General features: G+C 68.1%; 16 protein-coding genes. 6 read left to right on the forward strand and 10 right to left on the reverse strand.

The window, feature by feature from the left end; all coding sequences use genetic code 11:
* Positions 1-23 precede the first annotated feature (23 nt).
* From BO1_RS53970 to BO1_RS53975, 3 genes are read left to right on the forward strand one after another with little or no spacing between them, the layout of a single operon-like run.
* Entirely contained in the window at positions 24-1,541 is a 1,518-nt protein-coding gene (locus BO1_RS53970; protein WP_084688432.1) for an efflux transporter outer membrane subunit, read from the forward strand.
* Between the two features lie 2 nt (positions 1,542-1,543).
* On the forward strand, positions 1,544-2,233 hold the full coding sequence (locus BO1_RS34685) for a heavy metal response regulator transcription factor (RefSeq protein WP_028221496.1): 690 nt from the start codon (positions 1,544-1,546) through the stop codon (positions 2,231-2,233).
* Complete coding sequence (locus BO1_RS53975) at positions 2,230-3,675, forward strand: heavy metal sensor histidine kinase (protein WP_084688428.1); 1,446 nt, start codon at positions 2,230-2,232, stop codon at positions 3,673-3,675. Before BO1_RS34685 ends, BO1_RS53975 begins: the two co-directional genes overlap by 4 nt.
* A 29-nt stretch (positions 3,676-3,704) precedes the next feature.
* On the opposite strand, the gene BO1_RS53980 is transcribed toward BO1_RS53975, so the two are convergent.
* On the reverse strand, positions 3,705-4,802 hold the full coding sequence (locus BO1_RS53980) for an AI-2E family transporter (protein WP_043287823.1): 1,098 nt from the start codon (positions 4,800-4,802) through the stop codon (positions 3,705-3,707).
* Between the two features lie 227 nt (positions 4,803-5,029).
* A complete protein-coding gene (locus BO1_RS34700) occupies positions 5,030-6,187 on the reverse strand; it encodes a metallophosphoesterase (RefSeq protein WP_028221497.1) in 1,158 nt (385 codons plus the stop codon).
* Between the two features lie 508 nt (positions 6,188-6,695).
* Between BO1_RS34700 and BO1_RS34705 the strand changes: the two genes are divergently transcribed.
* Together BO1_RS34705 and BO1_RS34710 are read left to right on the forward strand one after the other, a co-directional pair.
* Positions 6,696-7,019 carry a hypothetical protein gene (locus BO1_RS34705; protein WP_028221498.1) on the forward strand — a complete coding sequence of 108 codons (324 nt, stop codon included), beginning with the start codon at positions 6,696-6,698 and terminating at the stop codon, positions 7,017-7,019.
* A gap of 21 nt (positions 7,020-7,040) precedes the next feature.
* Entirely contained in the window at positions 7,041-7,640 is a 600-nt protein-coding gene (locus tag BO1_RS34710; RefSeq protein WP_028221499.1) for an alpha-ketoglutarate-dependent dioxygenase AlkB family protein, read from the forward strand.
* 143 nt (positions 7,641-7,783) lie between these two features.
* Here BO1_RS34710 and mdcH read toward each other — a convergent pair whose 3' ends face one another.
* The 8 genes from mdcH to BO1_RS53990 are packed head-to-tail and all read right to left on the reverse strand — an operon-like array spanning position 7,784 to position 14,954.
* On the reverse strand, positions 7,784-8,713 hold the full coding sequence (gene mdcH / locus BO1_RS34715) for a malonate decarboxylase subunit epsilon (RefSeq protein ID WP_043287825.1): 930 nt from the start codon (positions 8,711-8,713) through the stop codon (positions 7,784-7,786).
* On the reverse strand, positions 8,710-9,399 hold the full coding sequence (locus BO1_RS34720) for a malonate decarboxylase holo-ACP synthase (RefSeq protein WP_028221501.1): 690 nt from the start codon (positions 9,397-9,399) through the stop codon (positions 8,710-8,712). Before BO1_RS34720 ends, mdcH begins: the two co-directional genes overlap by 4 nt.
* The gene (gene mdcE, locus BO1_RS34725) at positions 9,399-10,220 is read right to left on the reverse strand and encodes a biotin-independent malonate decarboxylase subunit gamma (RefSeq protein ID WP_028221502.1); all 822 of its coding nucleotides are present in this window, start codon (positions 10,218-10,220) and stop codon (positions 9,399-9,401) included. The genes BO1_RS34720 and mdcE overlap by 1 nt, the downstream gene beginning before the upstream one ends.
* The gene (locus tag BO1_RS34730) at positions 10,217-11,098 is read right to left on the reverse strand and encodes a biotin-independent malonate decarboxylase subunit beta (protein ID WP_028221503.1); all 882 of its coding nucleotides are present in this window, start codon (positions 11,096-11,098) and stop codon (positions 10,217-10,219) included. The genes mdcE and BO1_RS34730 overlap by 4 nt, the downstream gene beginning before the upstream one ends.
* Positions 11,095-11,409, reverse strand: a complete 315-nt coding sequence (locus tag BO1_RS34735) for a malonate decarboxylase subunit delta (protein ID WP_028221504.1) — start codon at positions 11,407-11,409, stop codon at positions 11,095-11,097. The genes BO1_RS34730 and BO1_RS34735 overlap by 4 nt, the downstream gene beginning before the upstream one ends.
* On the reverse strand, positions 11,397-12,425 hold the full coding sequence (locus BO1_RS53985) for a triphosphoribosyl-dephospho-CoA synthase (protein ID WP_084688434.1): 1,029 nt from the start codon (positions 12,423-12,425) through the stop codon (positions 11,397-11,399). Before BO1_RS53985 ends, BO1_RS34735 begins: the two co-directional genes overlap by 13 nt.
* A 5-nt stretch (positions 12,426-12,430) precedes the next feature.
* On the reverse strand, positions 12,431-14,122 hold the full coding sequence (mdcA, locus tag BO1_RS34745) for a malonate decarboxylase subunit alpha (protein WP_028221505.1): 1,692 nt from the start codon (positions 14,120-14,122) through the stop codon (positions 12,431-12,433).
* Positions 14,106-14,954, reverse strand: a complete 849-nt coding sequence (locus tag BO1_RS53990) for a GntR family transcriptional regulator (protein WP_084688430.1) — start codon at positions 14,952-14,954, stop codon at positions 14,106-14,108. Before BO1_RS53990 ends, mdcA begins: the two co-directional genes overlap by 17 nt.
* A gap of 71 nt (positions 14,955-15,025) precedes the next feature.
* Here BO1_RS53990 and BO1_RS34755 point away from each other — a divergent pair, with 71 nt between their 5' ends.
* The gene (locus BO1_RS34755; RefSeq protein WP_028221506.1) at positions 15,026-16,324 is read left to right on the forward strand and encodes an MFS transporter; all 1,299 of its coding nucleotides are present in this window, start codon (positions 15,026-15,028) and stop codon (positions 16,322-16,324) included.
* Positions 16,325-16,326 lie beyond the last annotated feature (2 nt).

A 16,326-nucleotide genomic window follows, 5' to 3' on the forward strand; every position in this document is an offset into this window, starting at 1 on the left:
CCGCAAGACTCATCAAGCGCCGCATGCTGCAACGCGTGCGTCCGACGGCCACGGCGCTCGCGGTGCTAGGCGTGGCGGGACTGACGGCCTGCACGGTCGGCCCGGACTATCGCGCGCCGCAGACGGCGAGTCCCGCCGCCTGGCGCGTCGATCCTGCCGACGCGTACTGGCACGCGGCGCAGCCTTCGCACGCGCCGCTCGATCCGCAGTGGTGGAAGGTGTTCGGCAATGCGGAGCTCGACGGCCTCGAAACGCAAGCGCTCGCGGAGAACCAGACGCTGCGCATCGCGGTCGCGCACTACGAGCAGGCGCGCGCGACGCTGGCTTCGGTGTCGTCGCAACAGGCGCCGCAGGTTTCGCTGGACGCCAACCTTGCGCGCGCACGCGTCTCCGCGAATCGTCCGCAACTGAGCTATACGACGCCGAACATGTCGACCGTGCAGAGCGATATCGGCGTTGGGGCGACCATCAGCTACGAGCTCGACCTGTTCGGGCGCATCCGGCGCATGGTGGAGTCGGCGCAGGCGTCGGCGCAGCAGGCCGGCGACGATCTCGCCAATGCGCGCCTCGTGCTCACGGCGGAACTGGCGACCGATTACTTCGCGCTGCGCGAGCTCGACGACGAAATCGACGTGGTGCACCGCTCCGTGGCGCTGCAGCAAAAGGCGCTCGATTTCGTGAACGCGCAACACGACCTGGGCGCGGTCTCGGGCCTCGAGCTGCTGCAGCAGAAGGCGCAGCTCGACGCCACACAGACCCAGCTCCAGTTGCTCGAAAACCAGCGCCAGCAAGACGAGCACGCGATCGCCGTGTTGATCGGCAAGCCCGCGCCCGAGTTCGCGCTCGCGCCGCAGGTCGTGGCGCTGCCCGTGCCCGCACTGCCCACGGGCCTGCCGAGCGAGCTGCTGCAGCGGCGGCCCGACGTGGCCTCGGCGGAACGCGCCATGGCCGCGGCCAACGCGCAAATCGGCGTGGCGCGCTCGGCCTACTTCCCGGACATCACGCTCTCGCCCACGCTGGGCTGGGAGTCCACGCGCTTTGGCAATCTCTTCACGGCGCCGAGCCTGATGTGGTCGCTCGGCGCGGCGGCGGGCGAGGTGCTGTTCGACGGCGGCAAGCGCGCGGCGGGCGTGGACTATGCGCAGGCCGGCTACGAGTCGGCGCAGGCGTCGTATCGGCAGACGGTGCTCACCGCCTTCCAGGAGGTGCAAAATGCGGTGACGGGGCTTTCGGTGCTCGATCTCGCGGCGGCGAACGGCCAGGCCGCCGTGGACGACGCTCGCAAGTCCTTCGATCTCGCGAACGATCGCTACCAGGGCGGGCTCGTGGCGTTCATCGACGTGCTCAATGCCGAGCAGCAACTGCTTGCCAGCGAGCGCCAGGAGGTGCAGATTCACGGACAGCAGGCGGCCACGGTGGTCTATCTGGCGAAGGCGCTGGGCGGCGGCTGGAGCGCGGACGAACGCGCGCTCGCCTGCAGCGCGGGCACCTGCCGCGAGGTGCCGGGACCGCAGGCGAGCGCCGCGCCAGCAGGAGGATGATAATGAAAGTATTGGTGATCGAAGACGAGCGCAAGGTGGTGGATTACCTGCGCAGCGGGTTGAGCGAACAGGGCTGGGTGGTCGACGTCGCGATGGACGGCGAAGAGGGCGCCTGGATGGCCACCGAGTACGATTTCGACGTGATCGTGCTCGACGTGATGCTGCCCAAGCTCGACGGCTTCGGTGTGCTGCGCGCGGTGCGCGCGAAGAAGGAAACGCCGGTCATCATGCTGACCGCGCGCGACCGCGTGGACGACCGCGTGCATGGCCTGCGCGACGGCGCCGACGACTATCTGACCAAGCCGTTCTCGTTCCTCGAACTGGTCGAGCGTCTGCGCGCGCTCACGCGCCGCGCGCGCGCCCAGGAGTCCACGCTCATCTCAGTGGGCGATCTGCAGGTCGACCTCATCAGCCGCCGCGCGACGCGCGACGGCGTGCGGCTCGATCTCACGGCCAAGGAGTTTCAGCTGCTTTCGGTGCTCGCGCGGCGGCGCGGCGAGATCCTCTCGAAGACGCTCATTACCGAACTCGTGTGGGACGTGAACTTCGAGAGCAACGCCAATGTGGTGGAGACGGCCATCAAGCGGTTGCGCGCGAAGCTCGACGGCCCGCACGCGGCCAAGCTGCTGCATACGATACGCGGCATGGGCTACGTGCTGGAAGTGCGCGAGGACGGAGGCCAGCCATCATGAAGCGCTCGATCTCGCTGCGGCTTTCGGCGATGTTCGCAGCGGTGTCGCTGGTCGTGTTCACGCTCACCGGCGCGGGGCTCTTTCTGCTGATGCAGCATCAGCTCTTCAACGAGCTGCGTGAGACACTCGACACGCGCGCGCGCATCGCGGGCCTGATCGTCGCGCATGCGCCCGACGTGAAGAAGTGGGCGTTCGTGCAAGAGAAGCTGCGCGATCTCTCGCCCTCGGACAGCCGCACGCATTACTACGTGGAAGGCCCGGACCCGCGCTTTCGCTTCGGCGCGCCCATCGTGGGCAAGATTACCGGCGACGTGGGCCCCAATCATCAGCTCGTGCGGCCGTCGGGCTGCGACTACGACATGATCGTCACGAGCATGATGGTGCCCGCCAGCGGTGACCGGCCCGAGGTGAAGCTCGTGGTGGCGAGCGACTGCATACGCACGGAAAGCATGCTGCGGCACTTCGGCATTGCGCTGGGCGTGCTGATCGCGCTCTCGACCATCGCGGTGGCGCTCCTGAGCCGCGCGGTCACGCGCTTCGGTCTCGCCCCGCTCACACGGCTCTCGCGCGAGGCGGCGCAGCTGAGCCCCTCGAACCGCCGCCAGCGCCTGTGCGACGGCGAGCTGCCCGAAGAGCTGCACGAACTCGCCACCTCGTTCAACGGCGCGCTCGGGCGGCTCGACACGGCCTACGAGCGCCTCGAATCGTTCAATGCCGACGTCGCGCACGAGTTGCGCACGCCCGTGAGCATCCTGATCGGCCAGACCCAGGTGGCGCTCACGCGCGATCGATCGGTCGCGCAGTTGCAGCAGACGCTGCAATCGAATCTTGAGGAATTCGAACGATTGCGCGTGATCGTCAACGACATGCTGTTCCTCTCGCGCAGCGACCGTGGCGAGCGCGCGACCGAGCTCACGGAGGTCTCGCTGCGAGGCGAAGTCGAGCGCATGCTGGAGTTTCTGGAGATGCCGCTCGAAGAGGCGCAACTGGGCGTGCAGGTGCACGGCGATGCGCGCGCGTGGGTGAACACCTCGCTGATCGGCCGCGCGGTGAGCAATCTGTTCGTGAACGCGATCCAGCATTCGCCGCCCGCAACCGTGCTGCAGGCGACCATCGCGCCGCAGAACGGCTATGTCGAGATTGCCGTGTCGAATCCCGGCGAGCCGCTCGATCCTGTGGTGCGCGAGCACATTTTCGACCGCTTCTACCGCATCCAGGAAGCGCGTTCGAACAGTCACGAGAACCACGGCCTCGGGCTGTCGATCGTCAAGGCGGTGGCGGAGATGCATGGCGGCACGGTATTCGTGCGCAGTGCGAATGGTGTCAATACGTTCGGCTTTTCGGTAGCCGTGCGGGGCGGCGACACGGCGGGCAGGGCGCCGGTGACGCCCGACGTCACGCGTCAGGGCCGCGCGGGGCTGCCGCTGCATGTCTCGTCCTGAGGCCGCGCCGCCTGCGCGCCGCTTGCGCGCTAGACGAGGTCGTCGTCCGTTTGCTGGCTCGCGTCTTCTTCGTTCTGGTGGTGCTGGTCGCGGCGCAGCAGATCCCAGCAGCTGATGAAGAGCGCCGCAATCAGCGGCCCGATCACGAAGCCGTTGATGCCCATCAGCGAGATGCCGCCTAGCGTCGAAATCAGTACGACCCAGTCGGGCAGGCGTGTGTCCTTGCCCACCAGCACGGGGCGCAGCACGTTGTCCACCGTGCCGATCACGAGCGTGCCGAACAGCGCGAGGCCGATGCCCTTGGCGAGCGCACCCGTCGAAATGAAATAGATGGCGATGGGCACCCACACGAGCGCCGCGCCCACCGCGGGCAGCAGCGAGAGCAGCATCATCACGAAGCCCCATAGCAGCGCGCCCTGAATCCCCAGCACCCAGAGGGCAATGCCGCCCAGCGCGCCCTGCACGAACGCCACCGCCACGTTGCCCTTCACAGTCGCGCGGATCACGGTCGTGAACTTGCGGATCAGATGTTGCTTGTGCGATTCGTCGAGCGGGATCGCATCGCGTATGAGCCGGGAAATTTCGCGGCCGTCGCGAACGAGAAAGAAGAACATGTAGAGCATCACGCAGAAGCTCACCATGACCTGCACCGTGATCTGCCCGACGCTCAGCGCACGCGTGGCGACGAACTGGCTGATTTGCGCGGCGCCCGCGGAAAGGCGCTGCTGGAGGCCCGGCAGATCCATCAGGTCGTAGCGTGCGAGCAAGTTTTGCAGCGACTGCGGCAGGGCATGCACGATCTGGCTGAAGTAGGCCCCGAAGTCGAGACTGCCCGCGCGCACCTGCGAGTATGCGTAGCCCACCTGCTGGATCAGCGTGCCCGCCACGAGCGTGAGCGGGAAGATCACGATGACGAGACAGATCGTGAGCGTGATGAACGCGGCGAGCGTGCGCCGCCGCCCGAGGTGCGCGACGATGCGGCGCTGCACGGGCTGGAAGATCAGCGCGAGTATCGCGCCCCATAGCACGGTGCTGAAGAACGGCGCGAGCACGAAGCACAGCGCGATGGAGACGACGAAGAGCAGCAGATAGAACGCGGTCTGGTGGAGTTGCTTGTTGCCGTCCATGAGCGGTGGATTCCTGTGGGGTGCGGACAAGCGCAAACCCGGGCGAGCGGGTGGCGTTGTCGAGCATGATACGGCCTCGCGCGGGGCGCTGGCGGCAGCCTGCGCGCCTTGGGCGGCGCGCTGCTGTGGGCGACCTTGCGGGGTCTCGGACGAAGCTCGCGGCAGCGGCGTTCGGGTGCGCACCCATTACATATTGGATGCGCACGCAACGGTCTATGGAAATGGACTCAACGGGCGCCGACGAGCCGTACCCGCGTGATTTCCGAAGGCGCGCCGAGTCGTTTCGGTGGCCCCCAGTAGCCCGTGCCTCGGCTCGTGTAGACCCACAGGCTGCCGAGTTTTTCGAGGCCCGCCGTGAACGGCTGCTGCAGCCGCACGAGGAAATTCCACGGGAAGATCTGGCCACCGTGCGTGTGGCCCGATAGCTGCAGTGTGTAGCCTGCGTCGGCGGCCGCATGCGCAGTGCGCGGCTGATGGGCGAGCAGGACGCGCGTGTTCACGTCGGCGGGTGCGCCGCGCAGGGCGCCCTGCGGATCGCTGCGATGCGCGGGATCGAAGTGGCCGCCGGTGTAGTCGGTCACGCCCGCGAGCACGAGCCGCGCGCCGCCGTGCTCGATCACCACGTGCTGGTTCATCAGCACGGTGAGGCCGATGCGCCGGAACTCGGCGACCCACGCGTCGGCGCCCGAGTAGTACTCGTGATTGCCGGTGACGAGGTAGACGCCGTGATGCGACGCGAGCCTTCCGAGCGGCGCCGTGTGATTCGACAGGTGCTGCACGCTGCCGTCCACGACGTCGCCCGTGATCGCCACCACGTCGGCGTCGAGCTGGTTCACGGCGCGCACGATCGCATCCACGTAGTCGTGCTTGATGGTGGGGCCGACGTGAATGTCGCTCAACTGAACAATCGTGAAGCCGTCGAGCGCGGCGGGCAGCCCGCGGATCGGCACGTCGACGCTGCGCACGCGCGCGCGCCGCCGTGCGTTGAAAAAGCCGAAGGCGCTCGAGCAGAAGGCGAGCAAGGCGACGGCAGCGGCGCTGCCCGTGCGCCAGTTCGCGAGATCGACGTAGCCCGGCCAGATCGCGGCGACGGTCATGAGCGAGGCGAGCACGAGATCGCGCACGATCGTCAGCATGAGCAGCGACGAGAAAAACCCCATCGCGAGCATGCCGGTCCATGCGAGACGGTCGCCGAGCGGCTGGCGCTTGAAGCGGCGCGAGAGCATGCCGGGCGGAATCACCAGCACGGAAAACACGAGCCACAGCGCGGCGAGCCACTTGCCCGCTGCGGGCACCGGCAGGTCGGGAATCAGCCGGAAGCCGACATAGATGTGCAATAGCACACCAATCGAAATGAAGCGGAGCAGAAACGAGAGTCGGGGCATGTCGGGCCGATTGGTAACTCAGTTAGCTCAGGCAACTGAAGCAACGGGGTGGAAGGCGCAGGCACGTACATTGGGTGGACCGCAACGCGCGGCGGATTGCGCGAGGCCGGCGGCGCGCGTTGCATGGCGCACGACGCGATGCGGGCCGATGCATGGCTCACGCATCCGAGGCATTTTACCGGCAGCGCAGCGTTCGTGCCGGAGCGGGGCGGGTGCGACTTCGGCGCACTGCAGCACCGCATGCAAGGGCTCGGTGGAGGCGCCACTCGCAGCTTGCAGCGGGCTTGCGGCGGCCGTGCCGGAACCATGGGCGCACCGGCGCATGGCAGCACGACGGAGCGAGTGCGGCACTGCGGCATAACCCTGGATTGCCAACCTCGGGCCGCCGTCGCACTATTTTCTTGCGGGCCCATGTACGCTATTAAACGTTCATTGAATCGGCCTGGCCGATGGACTATGCTCGAATCGAGGCCCGTGCGGTTTCGGGCGCTCTGGGGGGAGACGGGTCATGAAAATTACCAAGCCGGATGTGCAAGGGCTTCATGGTCGTCATGTGGGTCATGAGGGTAGTCACGTCATGCTGCCGATGGTCGTGCTGTCGATCATGGCCGTGGTGCTGTATTTCTCGGTCAGGCACGTCGACATTCTCGAAATCGGCCGCAGCGCGCTATTTGACGTCGTGATGGTGTTTGTCGCGCTCGGCATAGCGGGATTCTTTGGCGTAGTGGGGGCATGGCTGCGCTCGCGCACGACCGACGAACCACCCGAAGGCTTCTGCTTCGTGGGCGCGCTCATTGGCGCGGTCGTGTTCTATATCGCGCTGCTGACCTGAGGCGGCGCCTTTTCCGGTCCGATGTTCGATCTCTTCGACGATACCCCGCAACCCGACATCGACTGGCATCCCGCGTGGCTTGCGCCTGCGGCGGCCGCCGCTTGGCTCGCGCGCATCGTCGCCGAAACCGACTGGCGGCAGGAGCGCATCCGCACGCCCGGCGGCTGGGTCGACCAGCCGCGCCTCACCGCGTGGCAGGGCGACCCCGGTGCCGTCTACATCTATTCGGGAATCCGCAACGTGCCGCAGCCGTGGACGCCGGCCGTGGCCGAGCTGCGCGACGCCATTGCCGCGCTCTGCGGCGTGCGCTTCAACAGCGTGCTGCTCAACCGCTACCGCAGCGGGACGGACAGCATGGGCTGGCACGCCGACCACGAGCCCGAGCTCGGCCCAGAGCCCGTGATCGCCTCGCTGAGCCTTGGCGCGACGCGGCGCTTCGACTTGCGCCACAACGCGACCGGCGTGACGCGCTCATTCCCGCTATCGAGCGGCAGCCTGCTCGTGATGCGCGGCAAGACCCAGGCGCAGTGGCGCCACCGGGTGCCGAAGGAGCCCGCGGTGAGCGGCGAGCGGGTGAATCTCACGTTTCGCGTGGTGATGCCTGAATTGCGCAAGAAGTAGGGGAGTTGGCGGATTTTGTCTGATGATTTGGCGAAATTCCGCCTGGGTTATGTGCCGCCGGGCGAAATCGCGCTAAAAATCCAATTCGACTTTATGCGCATAAATATTTAATTCGCGGATTCACATCGACCGCAGGTGTCGCGTCAGTCGACGCCCAGACGCCGCCGCACGGTGGCCGCGAGCCGGTCGAGCGGCAACGTGGCAGCACTCAATGCCGCGACTTCGGGGTAATGCCCGCGCGTGATGTCGGTGAGCACCTGGCCGGGTGGCGCCTCAACCAGCACCGTCGCGCCCGACTCGATCATGACCGTGAGCGCGTCGAACCAGCGCACGGTGTAGCGCATGTTGGTGGCAAGGTCGGCGCGGATTGCATCGGCGTCATGGAGCGGACGTCCGCCGCGATTGTCGACGTACACCCCTTCAGGCGAGCGAAACGGAATGTCGAGCGACCACGCCACGAGCTGTTCCGTTGCGTCGGCCAATAATTCGCAATGCGAAGGAACGGAAACTGCGAGACGCTGCGCTTTGCGCGCCCCCGCCGCGAGCGCGCGCGCAGCGAAGGCTTCGAGCGCCGCGTCGGCGCCCGCCACGACGATCTGGCGCGGCGCGTTGACGTTGGCTACATACACGCGCTCGCTGCTGTCGTGCGCATTCGCGAGCATCTCGACCTGAGTCTCGCTGAGTCCCGAGACCGCCGTAAGGCCGTAGCCCGACGGCCACGCGGACTCCATCAGCTCGGCGCGCTTTTTCACCATGCGCAGAGCGTCGGAGAAATCGAGCGCTCCGCAGCACACGGCGGCTGGATACGCGCCCACGGAAAGGCCGGCGCCGAATTGCGGCGTCAGCCCTGCGTGGGCGAGCGCGCGTGCGTGCGCCACGCCGGCTACCACGAGGCCGATCTGCACCGCGACGGTCGATTGCAGCGCCTCTGCGCTATCGAGCGCAAGCACGTCGATGCCCAGCGTTGCCGAGGCTTCGTCGAGCGTTTTGCGCACGATCTCGTGTTCGGGCAGCCGGTGCAGGAAGCCGGGGCTTTGCGCACCCTGGCCGGGAAACAGACAGGCGAGGCTCATGACGGTTGCCACGGATCGGCAACGAGGTGCGCGCCGTCACTCGCGCGTGCGAGCACCCGCGACTTCTTGCCTGGCGCGAGCTGCGCGAGTTCGGCAAGCGCAACGCCGCCCGCAGGCGTTTCCACCTGTGCGTCCACGCGTGTGCCGGCGCGCTGCGCGGCGTGCGCGAGTGCGGCGGCAAGCGCGTGGATCGTGGCCGCGTCGCTGCGGTGGGGCATGCGGATCAGCACGTCGAGATCGCTGGATTCGGTGAGCGTGGGCGCCTGTGTGGCCAGCTCGAAGCCCGCGCTGCCCGTTGGCCCCCAGACGAAGTCGTGCAGGGGGCTTGGAGTCTCGCGCAGTGCCGCGAGGGCCACGAATGCCGCGAATGCGGCGCGAGCGGGTGAGGGCGCTGCCGCGAGCAGCGCTTCGGGCGATACAGACGATTCGATATCCTCAATATCGATCCATGTGCCGAATCGCTCGGCACGCGTGGCGCCGCGTACACCCGCCGCCACGAAGCCCGATGCGGCCTGGGCGCGGCGCACGACCGCGAACGGCGCGCGGGCGAATGCCGTGCGCACCCAGTCCGGCTCGCCCTCCACGGGCGTGAGTCGCGTGAGCCGGAGCAGATCGTGCGCGCGCCAGCGCGCGTCGTCCGCACGCGGTGCGTCGGGCGCGAACGGCGGCGCGGCGCACACTCGCATCAGCTCGCGTCCCACTGTTGCGCGAGGCGCTTGCGGACCTCGATCGACGCCGCGCGCGTGCGTTGTGCCGCTTCGCCCTGCAGACGATGCGCGAGGCCGCTCTTGTCCTCGCGCGCCTCGCGCACCCTGCGCGCAAGCACTTCGCGCACGCGGGCGACTTGCGCGTCGTCCGGCGCATCGGCATTGACGTCTGCAATCAGTTCGTCGAGCAGCCCGAGCTTCGCGAACGAGGCCATCGAATACGACATCGGCACGATCTTCTCGCCGAGTTCGTCGAGGTCTTCGACGCTGCGGCGCGTGACGCGCGCCGCCGCTTCCTTGCCCATCGCGTGGACCATCGTGCCGGGCGCATCGAGCGCGACGATGCGGTTCGCCTGATAGCCGTGCGCGAGGAACGCGCCCGACATGGCGGGGCCGACGATCAGCGCCACGACGGGATGCCCCGCGAGGCGCGCGCTCGCATAGGCGTCCACGGCGGCGGCGCAGGCGAGGTGGATGCCGAGCATCTCTTCGCGAGAGCCGTACGCCTGGCTCTTCACGTCGACGATGGCGACGATCGGGCGGCGCGTGCCGCTGGCAGCGTCTTCGGCGATCGCTTCGCGCACGGCCTGGGCGAGACGCCAGCCCTGTTCGAGGCCCACGACGTTCTCGCGCGCGCGGGGGAAGCGATTGTCGGGATCGGGCGCGACCGTGATGAAGCGCGCGGTCTCGCCGCCGAGCGGCGCATCGGCATAAGGCACGCAGGGCGCGCATGCGTCGTCGGGCGCGCCTGCGAGTGCGCGCAGCCACAGCGTGCCCCGGCTCAGATTCGTATCGCTCATGCCGGCTCTCCGTGCGTGCTGGAAGAAGTCAAAGAGGTGTCGAACATCGCGCCCATCGTGTCGGGCGCGACGCTGGCGGGATCGATCTGCGCGAGCTTCGCGAGCGTGGACTCGACCTGCTCGGTGCGATGCGCATGCGGCACGCCGCGTGCGAACGCGGCGCGTACGGCGGCGCGCACGTCGTCGACGGCGTCGTCCACGAGTGCGTCGGCGTAACCGGTGCGCTCGCGCTGCTCGCCGCCGATCAGCTGCCACACGTGGCGTCGGTCGCTCGAGTCGAGTTCTTCGATGCCCGCTTCCTGCTCGATCACTTCGGGGCCGTTCATGCCGAGGCGCCCTTGCTTCGTCATCACGAGATACGAGCACAGGCCGGCCGCGAGCGACATGCCGCCGAAGCAGCCCACCATGCCCGCGATCACGCCGACCACGGGCACATGGCGGCGCAGCGCGACGATGGCCGACTGGATCTCGGCGATCACGGCGAGGCCGAGGTTGGCTTCCTGCAGGCGCACGCCGCCGGTCTCGAACAGCACGACGGGGCGCACGAGCTTGCCGCGCTCGCAGTCGGCGAGCGCGAGCTCGAGCGCGGCCGCGATCTTGCTGCCCGATACTTCGCCGATGCTGCCGCCCTGGAACGCGGACTCGATCGCGCACACGACGGCAGGCTCGCCGTCGAGCGTGCCGCGCGCGATCACGGCGCCGTCGTCGGCCTGGCAGACGATGCCCTGCAGCGGCAGCCACGGCGACTCGAGGCGGTCGAACGGCCCGAGCAGCTCGCGGAAGCTGCCCTTGTCGAGCACGGCGGCGGCGCGCTCGCGCGCGCTCAACTCGATAAAGCTCTCGCGCAGCAGCGCGGACGGGTTCGGACTCGCGCTCATGCCTGGCCTCCTTGCGCAGCGTCCTGCGCGGCTTCCACGGCTTCGGCAAGGCGCAGCGCCACGACGCCGGGCGTCGCACCGAAGTCGTTGATCTCGATGAGCGCCGCGCCGTCGTAGCGCGTGAAGAAGCGGTCGAGCACGCTCTTCCAGATATGGCCGTAGCCGTCCACGCTCGTGTGCACGACCACGCGCGCCTGCATGGCGCCGGCCGGCTGCAGCAGCACTTCGAGATCGCCCGAGCCCACCACGCCCACGTGGGCGCGCGTCGTCACGGCGCGCTGCGCCGGATAGTCGAATGTCAGTTGTTCCATGAAACCGTCCTCCCGCCGATGCGGTGGTGAAGCAGTCTGTCGATGAAGAGCGTAGCGGCGAGCAAGTCGGCCGCGCCACCCGGCGATGCGTTCAGTGCCAGTAGCGCGCGTTCGAGTGCGTCGAACGCGGCGCGGCCCGCGCGCGTGGCGATGCCGCCCGCGTCGCGCACGCGCTGCGCTCCCGCTTGCGCGGCCTCGCGGCCCGCGAGGCCCGCGCGGTGCAGCACGCAGGTGTCGTCGAGCGAGGCCATGATGGCGAGCAGCGCGTCCACGCGCGCCGCCGCTTCGTCGTGCCCTTGCGCGCGCGCCGCATGAAGCGCGGGCAGGCCCACGTGGATCACGTGCGGAAAGCCATCTTGCGCTTCGCGGCGCGCGCCGCCCACGTTGTAACGTTGACGAACGCGTTCGCCGTTGCTTGGTGTGGGTTGGGCAATGGGTGCCACGCGGTCGTCGAAGCGCGCGATTTGCGCTGCTGTTTCCGCAATCTCTATGGCATGCGGATGGCCGTCCCACGGATGGCCGCCCCACGCAAATGCGTTGTTGCCCCCCGATGGCGCGTGCACAATCGTTGCGCCCGCAACCAGAAGTCCAACGATCCAGATCGCACCGCGATGCGCATTGCTGCCACCGGTCGCGCGCATCATCGCGGCTTCGCCGGCGCGGCCGATGCGCGCGAGGTCGGTGCGCAGCGCGCTGCCCGGCGTGGCGCCACGCGAAGCGCGAGAGAGAGCCGCGAACGTGGGTTCGAGCGCGTGCGCGGAACGCAGCATCGTCGCGAGATCGAGATCGACGTGTGCGCCGCTACCGCGCGCGTCCACGAGCGCGGGCTTGGGCGTGAGACGCGCCTCCTCGATGAGCGCGTCGCGGGCGAAGCGCGCGAGTTGTGCTTCGGGATCCAGCGCGGTATCGCGGGCCGCGTGTGCATGACGCGACCCCGGCGACCCCGGCGACGCCGGTGCCGTCGTGCAGGCGGCCGCTGCGCCTTCGGCCAGCGTGTCCAATGAGAGCGTGCGCATCGCGCTTACCAGCTGCGGAAGCGCGCCGGCGGCGTATAGAGCCCGCCCGACCACGTCACGAGATCGTCGATGCTGCGCGCCGCGAGCAGCGAGCGTTTCGCGTCGCCGCGGCGGATGCCGAGATCTTCGGGAAACTGAACGATGCCGCGGCGGCGCAGTTCTTCGGTTTTCTCGCGCTTGGCGCGCAGGCCGATGGGCGTCACGCCCGCAACGGCCGCGAGCGTGGCCCGCCGCTCGTCGATACCTTCCGCGCGGTGCAGGTGCGCGATGCCTTCCTCGGTCACGACGTGGCTCACGTCGTCGCCGTAGATCATCACGGGCGCGATGGGCATGCCGCTCTTTTCGCCCACGGCAATGGCGTCGAGTTCGTCGACGAAGGTCGGCTCGCCGCCTTTCTTCCACGTTTCCACGAGTTGCACGACGAGCTTGTGGCCACGCGCAATCTGCGATTGCGGGTCGCTCGCCTTGAGCAGCTTGAGCCACGCGTCGCTCGCGTGGCGGCGCCCGCGCGGATCGTGACCCATGTTCGGCGCACCGCCGAAGCCGGCAAGACGCCCGCGCGTGACGGTGGACGAGTTCGCGTCGGCGTCGATCTGCAGCGTCGAGCCAATGAACAGATCGACGCCGTACTGCCCCGCGAGCTGGCACAGCACGCGGTTCGAGCGCAGGCTGCCGTCGCTGCCGGTGAAGAACACGTCGGGGCGCGCGGCGACATACGCCTCCATGCCCACTTCGCTGCCGAAGCAGTGCACGCTCTCGACCCAGCCCGACTCGATGGCGGGAATCAGCGTGGGATGCGGATTGAGCGTCCAGTTGCGGCAGATCTTGCCCTTGAGGCCGAGCGATGCGCCGTAAGTGGGCAGCAGCAGCTCGATCGCCGCGGTGTCGAAGCCAATGCCGTGATTGAGCGAAGTAATGTTGTAAGGCGCGTAGATGCCCTTGATGGTCATCATCGCGGTGAGCACCTGCAGGTCGCCGATATGGCGCGGATCGCGCGTGAACAGCGGCTCGACCGCGAAGGGCCGGTCGGCCTGCACGACCACGTCCACCCACGAGCCCGGAATGTCCACGCGCGGCAGCTCGTCAACGATTTCGTTCACCTGAACGATCACGATGCCCTGGCTGAAGGCCGCGGCTTCGGCAATCGTCGGCGTGTCCTCGGTGTTCGGGCCCGTGTAGAGATTGCCGTGACGGTCGGCTTTTTCCGCGCACAGCAGCGCGACCTGCGGAATCAGGTCGACGAACATGCGCGCGTAAAGCTCCACGTAAGTGTGGATCGCGCCCACTTCGAGCCGGCCGTCTTCGAGCAGTTGCGCGACGCGCAGGCTCTGCGGGCCGGCGAACGAGAAGTCCACGCGGTGCGCGATGCCGCGCTCGAACAGCGTCAGATGCTCGGGGCGGCTGATGCTCGAAATCAGCAGATGAACGTTGTTGAGCTTCGCGGGATCGGCCTTGGCGAGCGAGCGCGAGAGGAAGTCGGCCTGCTTCTGGTTGTCGCCTTCGAGGGCGACGCGGTCGCCTGGGCGGATCAGCAGCTCCAGCGCTTCAGTCATGCGTGCGGCAGGCAGGATGCCGTCTTCGAGCCAGCCGGCAATGGCGGCGAGGCGCCGGGCCTTTTCATCGCGGCGCGTGGTCCACGAGCGCGGGGCCGGGTTGACGAGGTCGGGCGAAGTGGGCGTTTCAGCTTGAGGCTTCATCGGGAGTTCGGCTCCGTGAGCGGGGTGTTGCGGGAGAGGCGGAAGCAGCGGCGGGAGAAGCAGCGCGGGCCCGCCGTTTTTTGGCGACGGGCTGCGCCGCTGCAAGCTCGGTCAGGAAACGATAGATCAATTCGCCCGTGCCCAGCAGGTGCTCGGCCACGAGCGCCTGCGCGGCGGGGATGTCGCGCCGCTTCACGGCGTCGAGGATCTCGGCGTGCTCGGCATCCGATTCGCCCTTGTAGGCGGGAAAGCCGAATTTCAGGCGCAGATAGCGTTCGCCGCGGCGATGCAGGGTGGCGAGCATCTCCATCAATTGCGGCCGGCCGGCGGGCGCGTAGAGGCTCATATGGAAGGCCTCGTTGCGCGCTACATAGAGCGACGGGTCGCGTTCGCGCGTCGCGGCGGCGGCCAGCGCGCTCACTTCGCGCAGCGAGGCGTCCGTGTGATTCGGAATCGCGAGGCCGAGCGCGAGGCTCTCCAGCGCGGAGCGGATCTCGTAGATCTCGCGCGCTTCGTCGCGCGAGAGCGAGGCGACGCTCGCGCCCTTGTTGACCTCGATGCGCGCCCAGCCTTCGCTCGCGAGCTGGCGCAGCGCCTCGCGCACGGGAATCGCGCTCACCGAGAAGTGGCGCGCGATCGCGTCCTGGCGCAGCGGGGCGTTGGGCGCGAGCGTGCCCTCGACGATGGCGGTGCGCAAGGCGTCCGCGATCATGCGCGACGTGCTGGTGCGCGGCGCCGCCGCGGCCGGCAGGCCCGGCAACGCGTGCGGTGCAGGTTGTGAGGCGTCCATGGCGCTGCCTTCCAGGGGAAAACCATTCGTTGCGTAGCTCATGAGATCACATATTATATATAAAACGATGACTTTGAAAGTCTCGGAAACCCCAAGACAGGAGAGAGGAGCCTATGAATTCGATCACCGGGGCCGCGCAGCGCGCCCAGAAGACGCCGCTCAACCGCTCGCAGATCGCAGGTTTCTGGGGCGCCTGGGCGGGCTGGACGCTCGACGGCATGGACTCGTTCATTTACGCGCTCGTGCTCACGCCGGCGCTCGCCGAGCTGCTGCCACGCTCGGGCTACGCGGCGACGCCCGCGAACATCGGCCTCGCGGGCTCGATCCTGTTCGCGCTCTTTCTGGTGGGGTGGGGCCTGTCATTCATCTGGGGGCCGATGGCGGACCGCTTCGGCCGCACCCGCGTGCTGGCGGGCACGATCTTCATGTTCGCGATCTTCACGGGGCTCTCGGCCACCGCGCAGAGTGTCTGGGCACTCGGCTTCTACCGCTTCCTGGCGGGCGTGGGCATCGGCGGCGAATGGGCGCTCGCGGGCACCTACGTGGCCGAGTCGTGGCCAGAGGATCGCCGCAAGATGGGGGCCGGCTATTTGCAGACCGGCTACTACGCGGGCTTCTTCATCGCCGCGGCGCTCAACTACACGGTGGGCGTGCACTTCGGCTGGCGCGCGATGTTCCTCACGGGCGCGATTCCGGTGGTGGTTGCCATTCTCGTGCTCACGCGCGTGGAAGAGCCCGCCAAATGGCAGCGCTCCGAGGCGAGCCACGTGCACCGCGGCCACCCGCTGCGCGAGATCTTCGGCAGTGCTTATCGCCGTCGCACCGTGGTGGCGTGCGCGCTCTTGACGATCGCGATCATCGGCCTGTGGGCGGGCGCCGTGTACGAGCCTTCCGCCGTGATCCAGCTCGCAACCCGCGCGGGCGCGAACAAGGCCGAGGCCATCCGCACCGCTTCGATCGCGACCGGCATCCTTTCCATCGGCACGATACTCGGCTGCCTCGCGCTGCCGCCAATGGCCGAGCGCATCGGGCGCAAGTGGACGCTCGCGGTCTATTTCGCCGGCATGGCCGTCACGATTGCGGCGAGCTTCGGCTGGGCCTACTACCTCGAGAACGGGCTTGTGCCGTTCATTGCGATCCTGTTCGTGCTGGGCTTTTTCGGCGGCAACTTCGCGCTCTTCAGCCTTTGGCTGCCCGAGCAGTTCGAAACGCGCGTGCGGGCCACGGCATTTGCGTTTTGCACTTCGTTCGGGCGCTTCGTGGGGGCGGGCGTGAACTTCCTGCTGGGCGCGGCCGTGCTGCATATGCACACGCTGGGTGTGCCGGTCGCGCTCACGGCGCTGGCGTTCGTGCTCGGCTTGCTGATCATTCCGTTCGCACCGGAGACGAAAGGCGAGACGCTGCCCTCGTGAGG

Origin of the sequence: Paraburkholderia oxyphila NBRC 105797 (genome assembly GCF_000685075.1) — a bacterium.
GTDB lineage: Bacteria > Pseudomonadota > Gammaproteobacteria > Burkholderiales > Burkholderiaceae > Paraburkholderia > Paraburkholderia oxyphila.

What these genes read in the sequence shown, in the direction of transcription:
- BO1_RS53970 (WP_084688432.1), top strand. Translation starts at nt 24, where the DNA reads ATGCTGCAACGCGTGCGTCCGACGGCCACGGCGCTCGCGGTGCTAGGC.
- BO1_RS34685 (WP_028221496.1), top strand. Translation starts at nt 1,544, where the DNA reads ATGAAAGTATTGGTGATCGAAGACGAGCGCAAGGTGGTGGATTACCTG.
- BO1_RS53975 (WP_084688428.1), top strand. Translation starts at nt 2,230, where the DNA reads ATGAAGCGCTCGATCTCGCTGCGGCTTTCGGCGATGTTCGCAGCGGTG.
- BO1_RS53980 (WP_043287823.1), bottom strand. Translation starts at nt 4,802, where the DNA reads ATGGACGGCAACAAGCAACTCCACCAGACCGCGTTCTATCTGCTGCTC.
- BO1_RS34700 (WP_028221497.1), bottom strand. Translation starts at nt 6,187, where the DNA reads ATGCCCCGACTCTCGTTTCTGCTCCGCTTCATTTCGATTGGTGTGCTA.
- BO1_RS34705 (WP_028221498.1), top strand. Translation starts at nt 6,696, where the DNA reads ATGAAAATTACCAAGCCGGATGTGCAAGGGCTTCATGGTCGTCATGTG.
- BO1_RS34710 (WP_028221499.1), top strand. Translation starts at nt 7,041, where the DNA reads ATGTTCGATCTCTTCGACGATACCCCGCAACCCGACATCGACTGGCAT.
- mdcH (WP_043287825.1), bottom strand. Translation starts at nt 8,713, where the DNA reads ATGAGCCTCGCCTGTCTGTTTCCCGGCCAGGGTGCGCAAAGCCCCGGC.
- BO1_RS34720 (WP_028221501.1), bottom strand. Translation starts at nt 9,399, where the DNA reads ATGCGAGTGTGCGCCGCGCCGCCGTTCGCGCCCGACGCACCGCGTGCG.
- mdcE (WP_028221502.1), bottom strand. Translation starts at nt 10,220, where the DNA reads ATGAGCGATACGAATCTGAGCCGGGGCACGCTGTGGCTGCGCGCACTC.
- BO1_RS34730 (WP_028221503.1), bottom strand. Translation starts at nt 11,098, where the DNA reads ATGAGCGCGAGTCCGAACCCGTCCGCGCTGCTGCGCGAGAGCTTTATC.
- BO1_RS34735 (WP_028221504.1), bottom strand. Translation starts at nt 11,409, where the DNA reads ATGGAACAACTGACATTCGACTATCCGGCGCAGCGCGCCGTGACGACG.
- BO1_RS53985 (WP_084688434.1), bottom strand. Translation starts at nt 12,425, where the DNA reads ATGCGCACGCTCTCATTGGACACGCTGGCCGAAGGCGCAGCGGCCGCC.
- mdcA (WP_028221505.1), bottom strand. Translation starts at nt 14,122, where the DNA reads ATGAAGCCTCAAGCTGAAACGCCCACTTCGCCCGACCTCGTCAACCCG.
- BO1_RS53990 (WP_084688430.1), bottom strand. Translation starts at nt 14,954, where the DNA reads ATGAGCTACGCAACGAATGGTTTTCCCCTGGAAGGCAGCGCCATGGAC.
- BO1_RS34755 (WP_028221506.1), top strand. Translation starts at nt 15,026, where the DNA reads ATGAATTCGATCACCGGGGCCGCGCAGCGCGCCCAGAAGACGCCGCTC.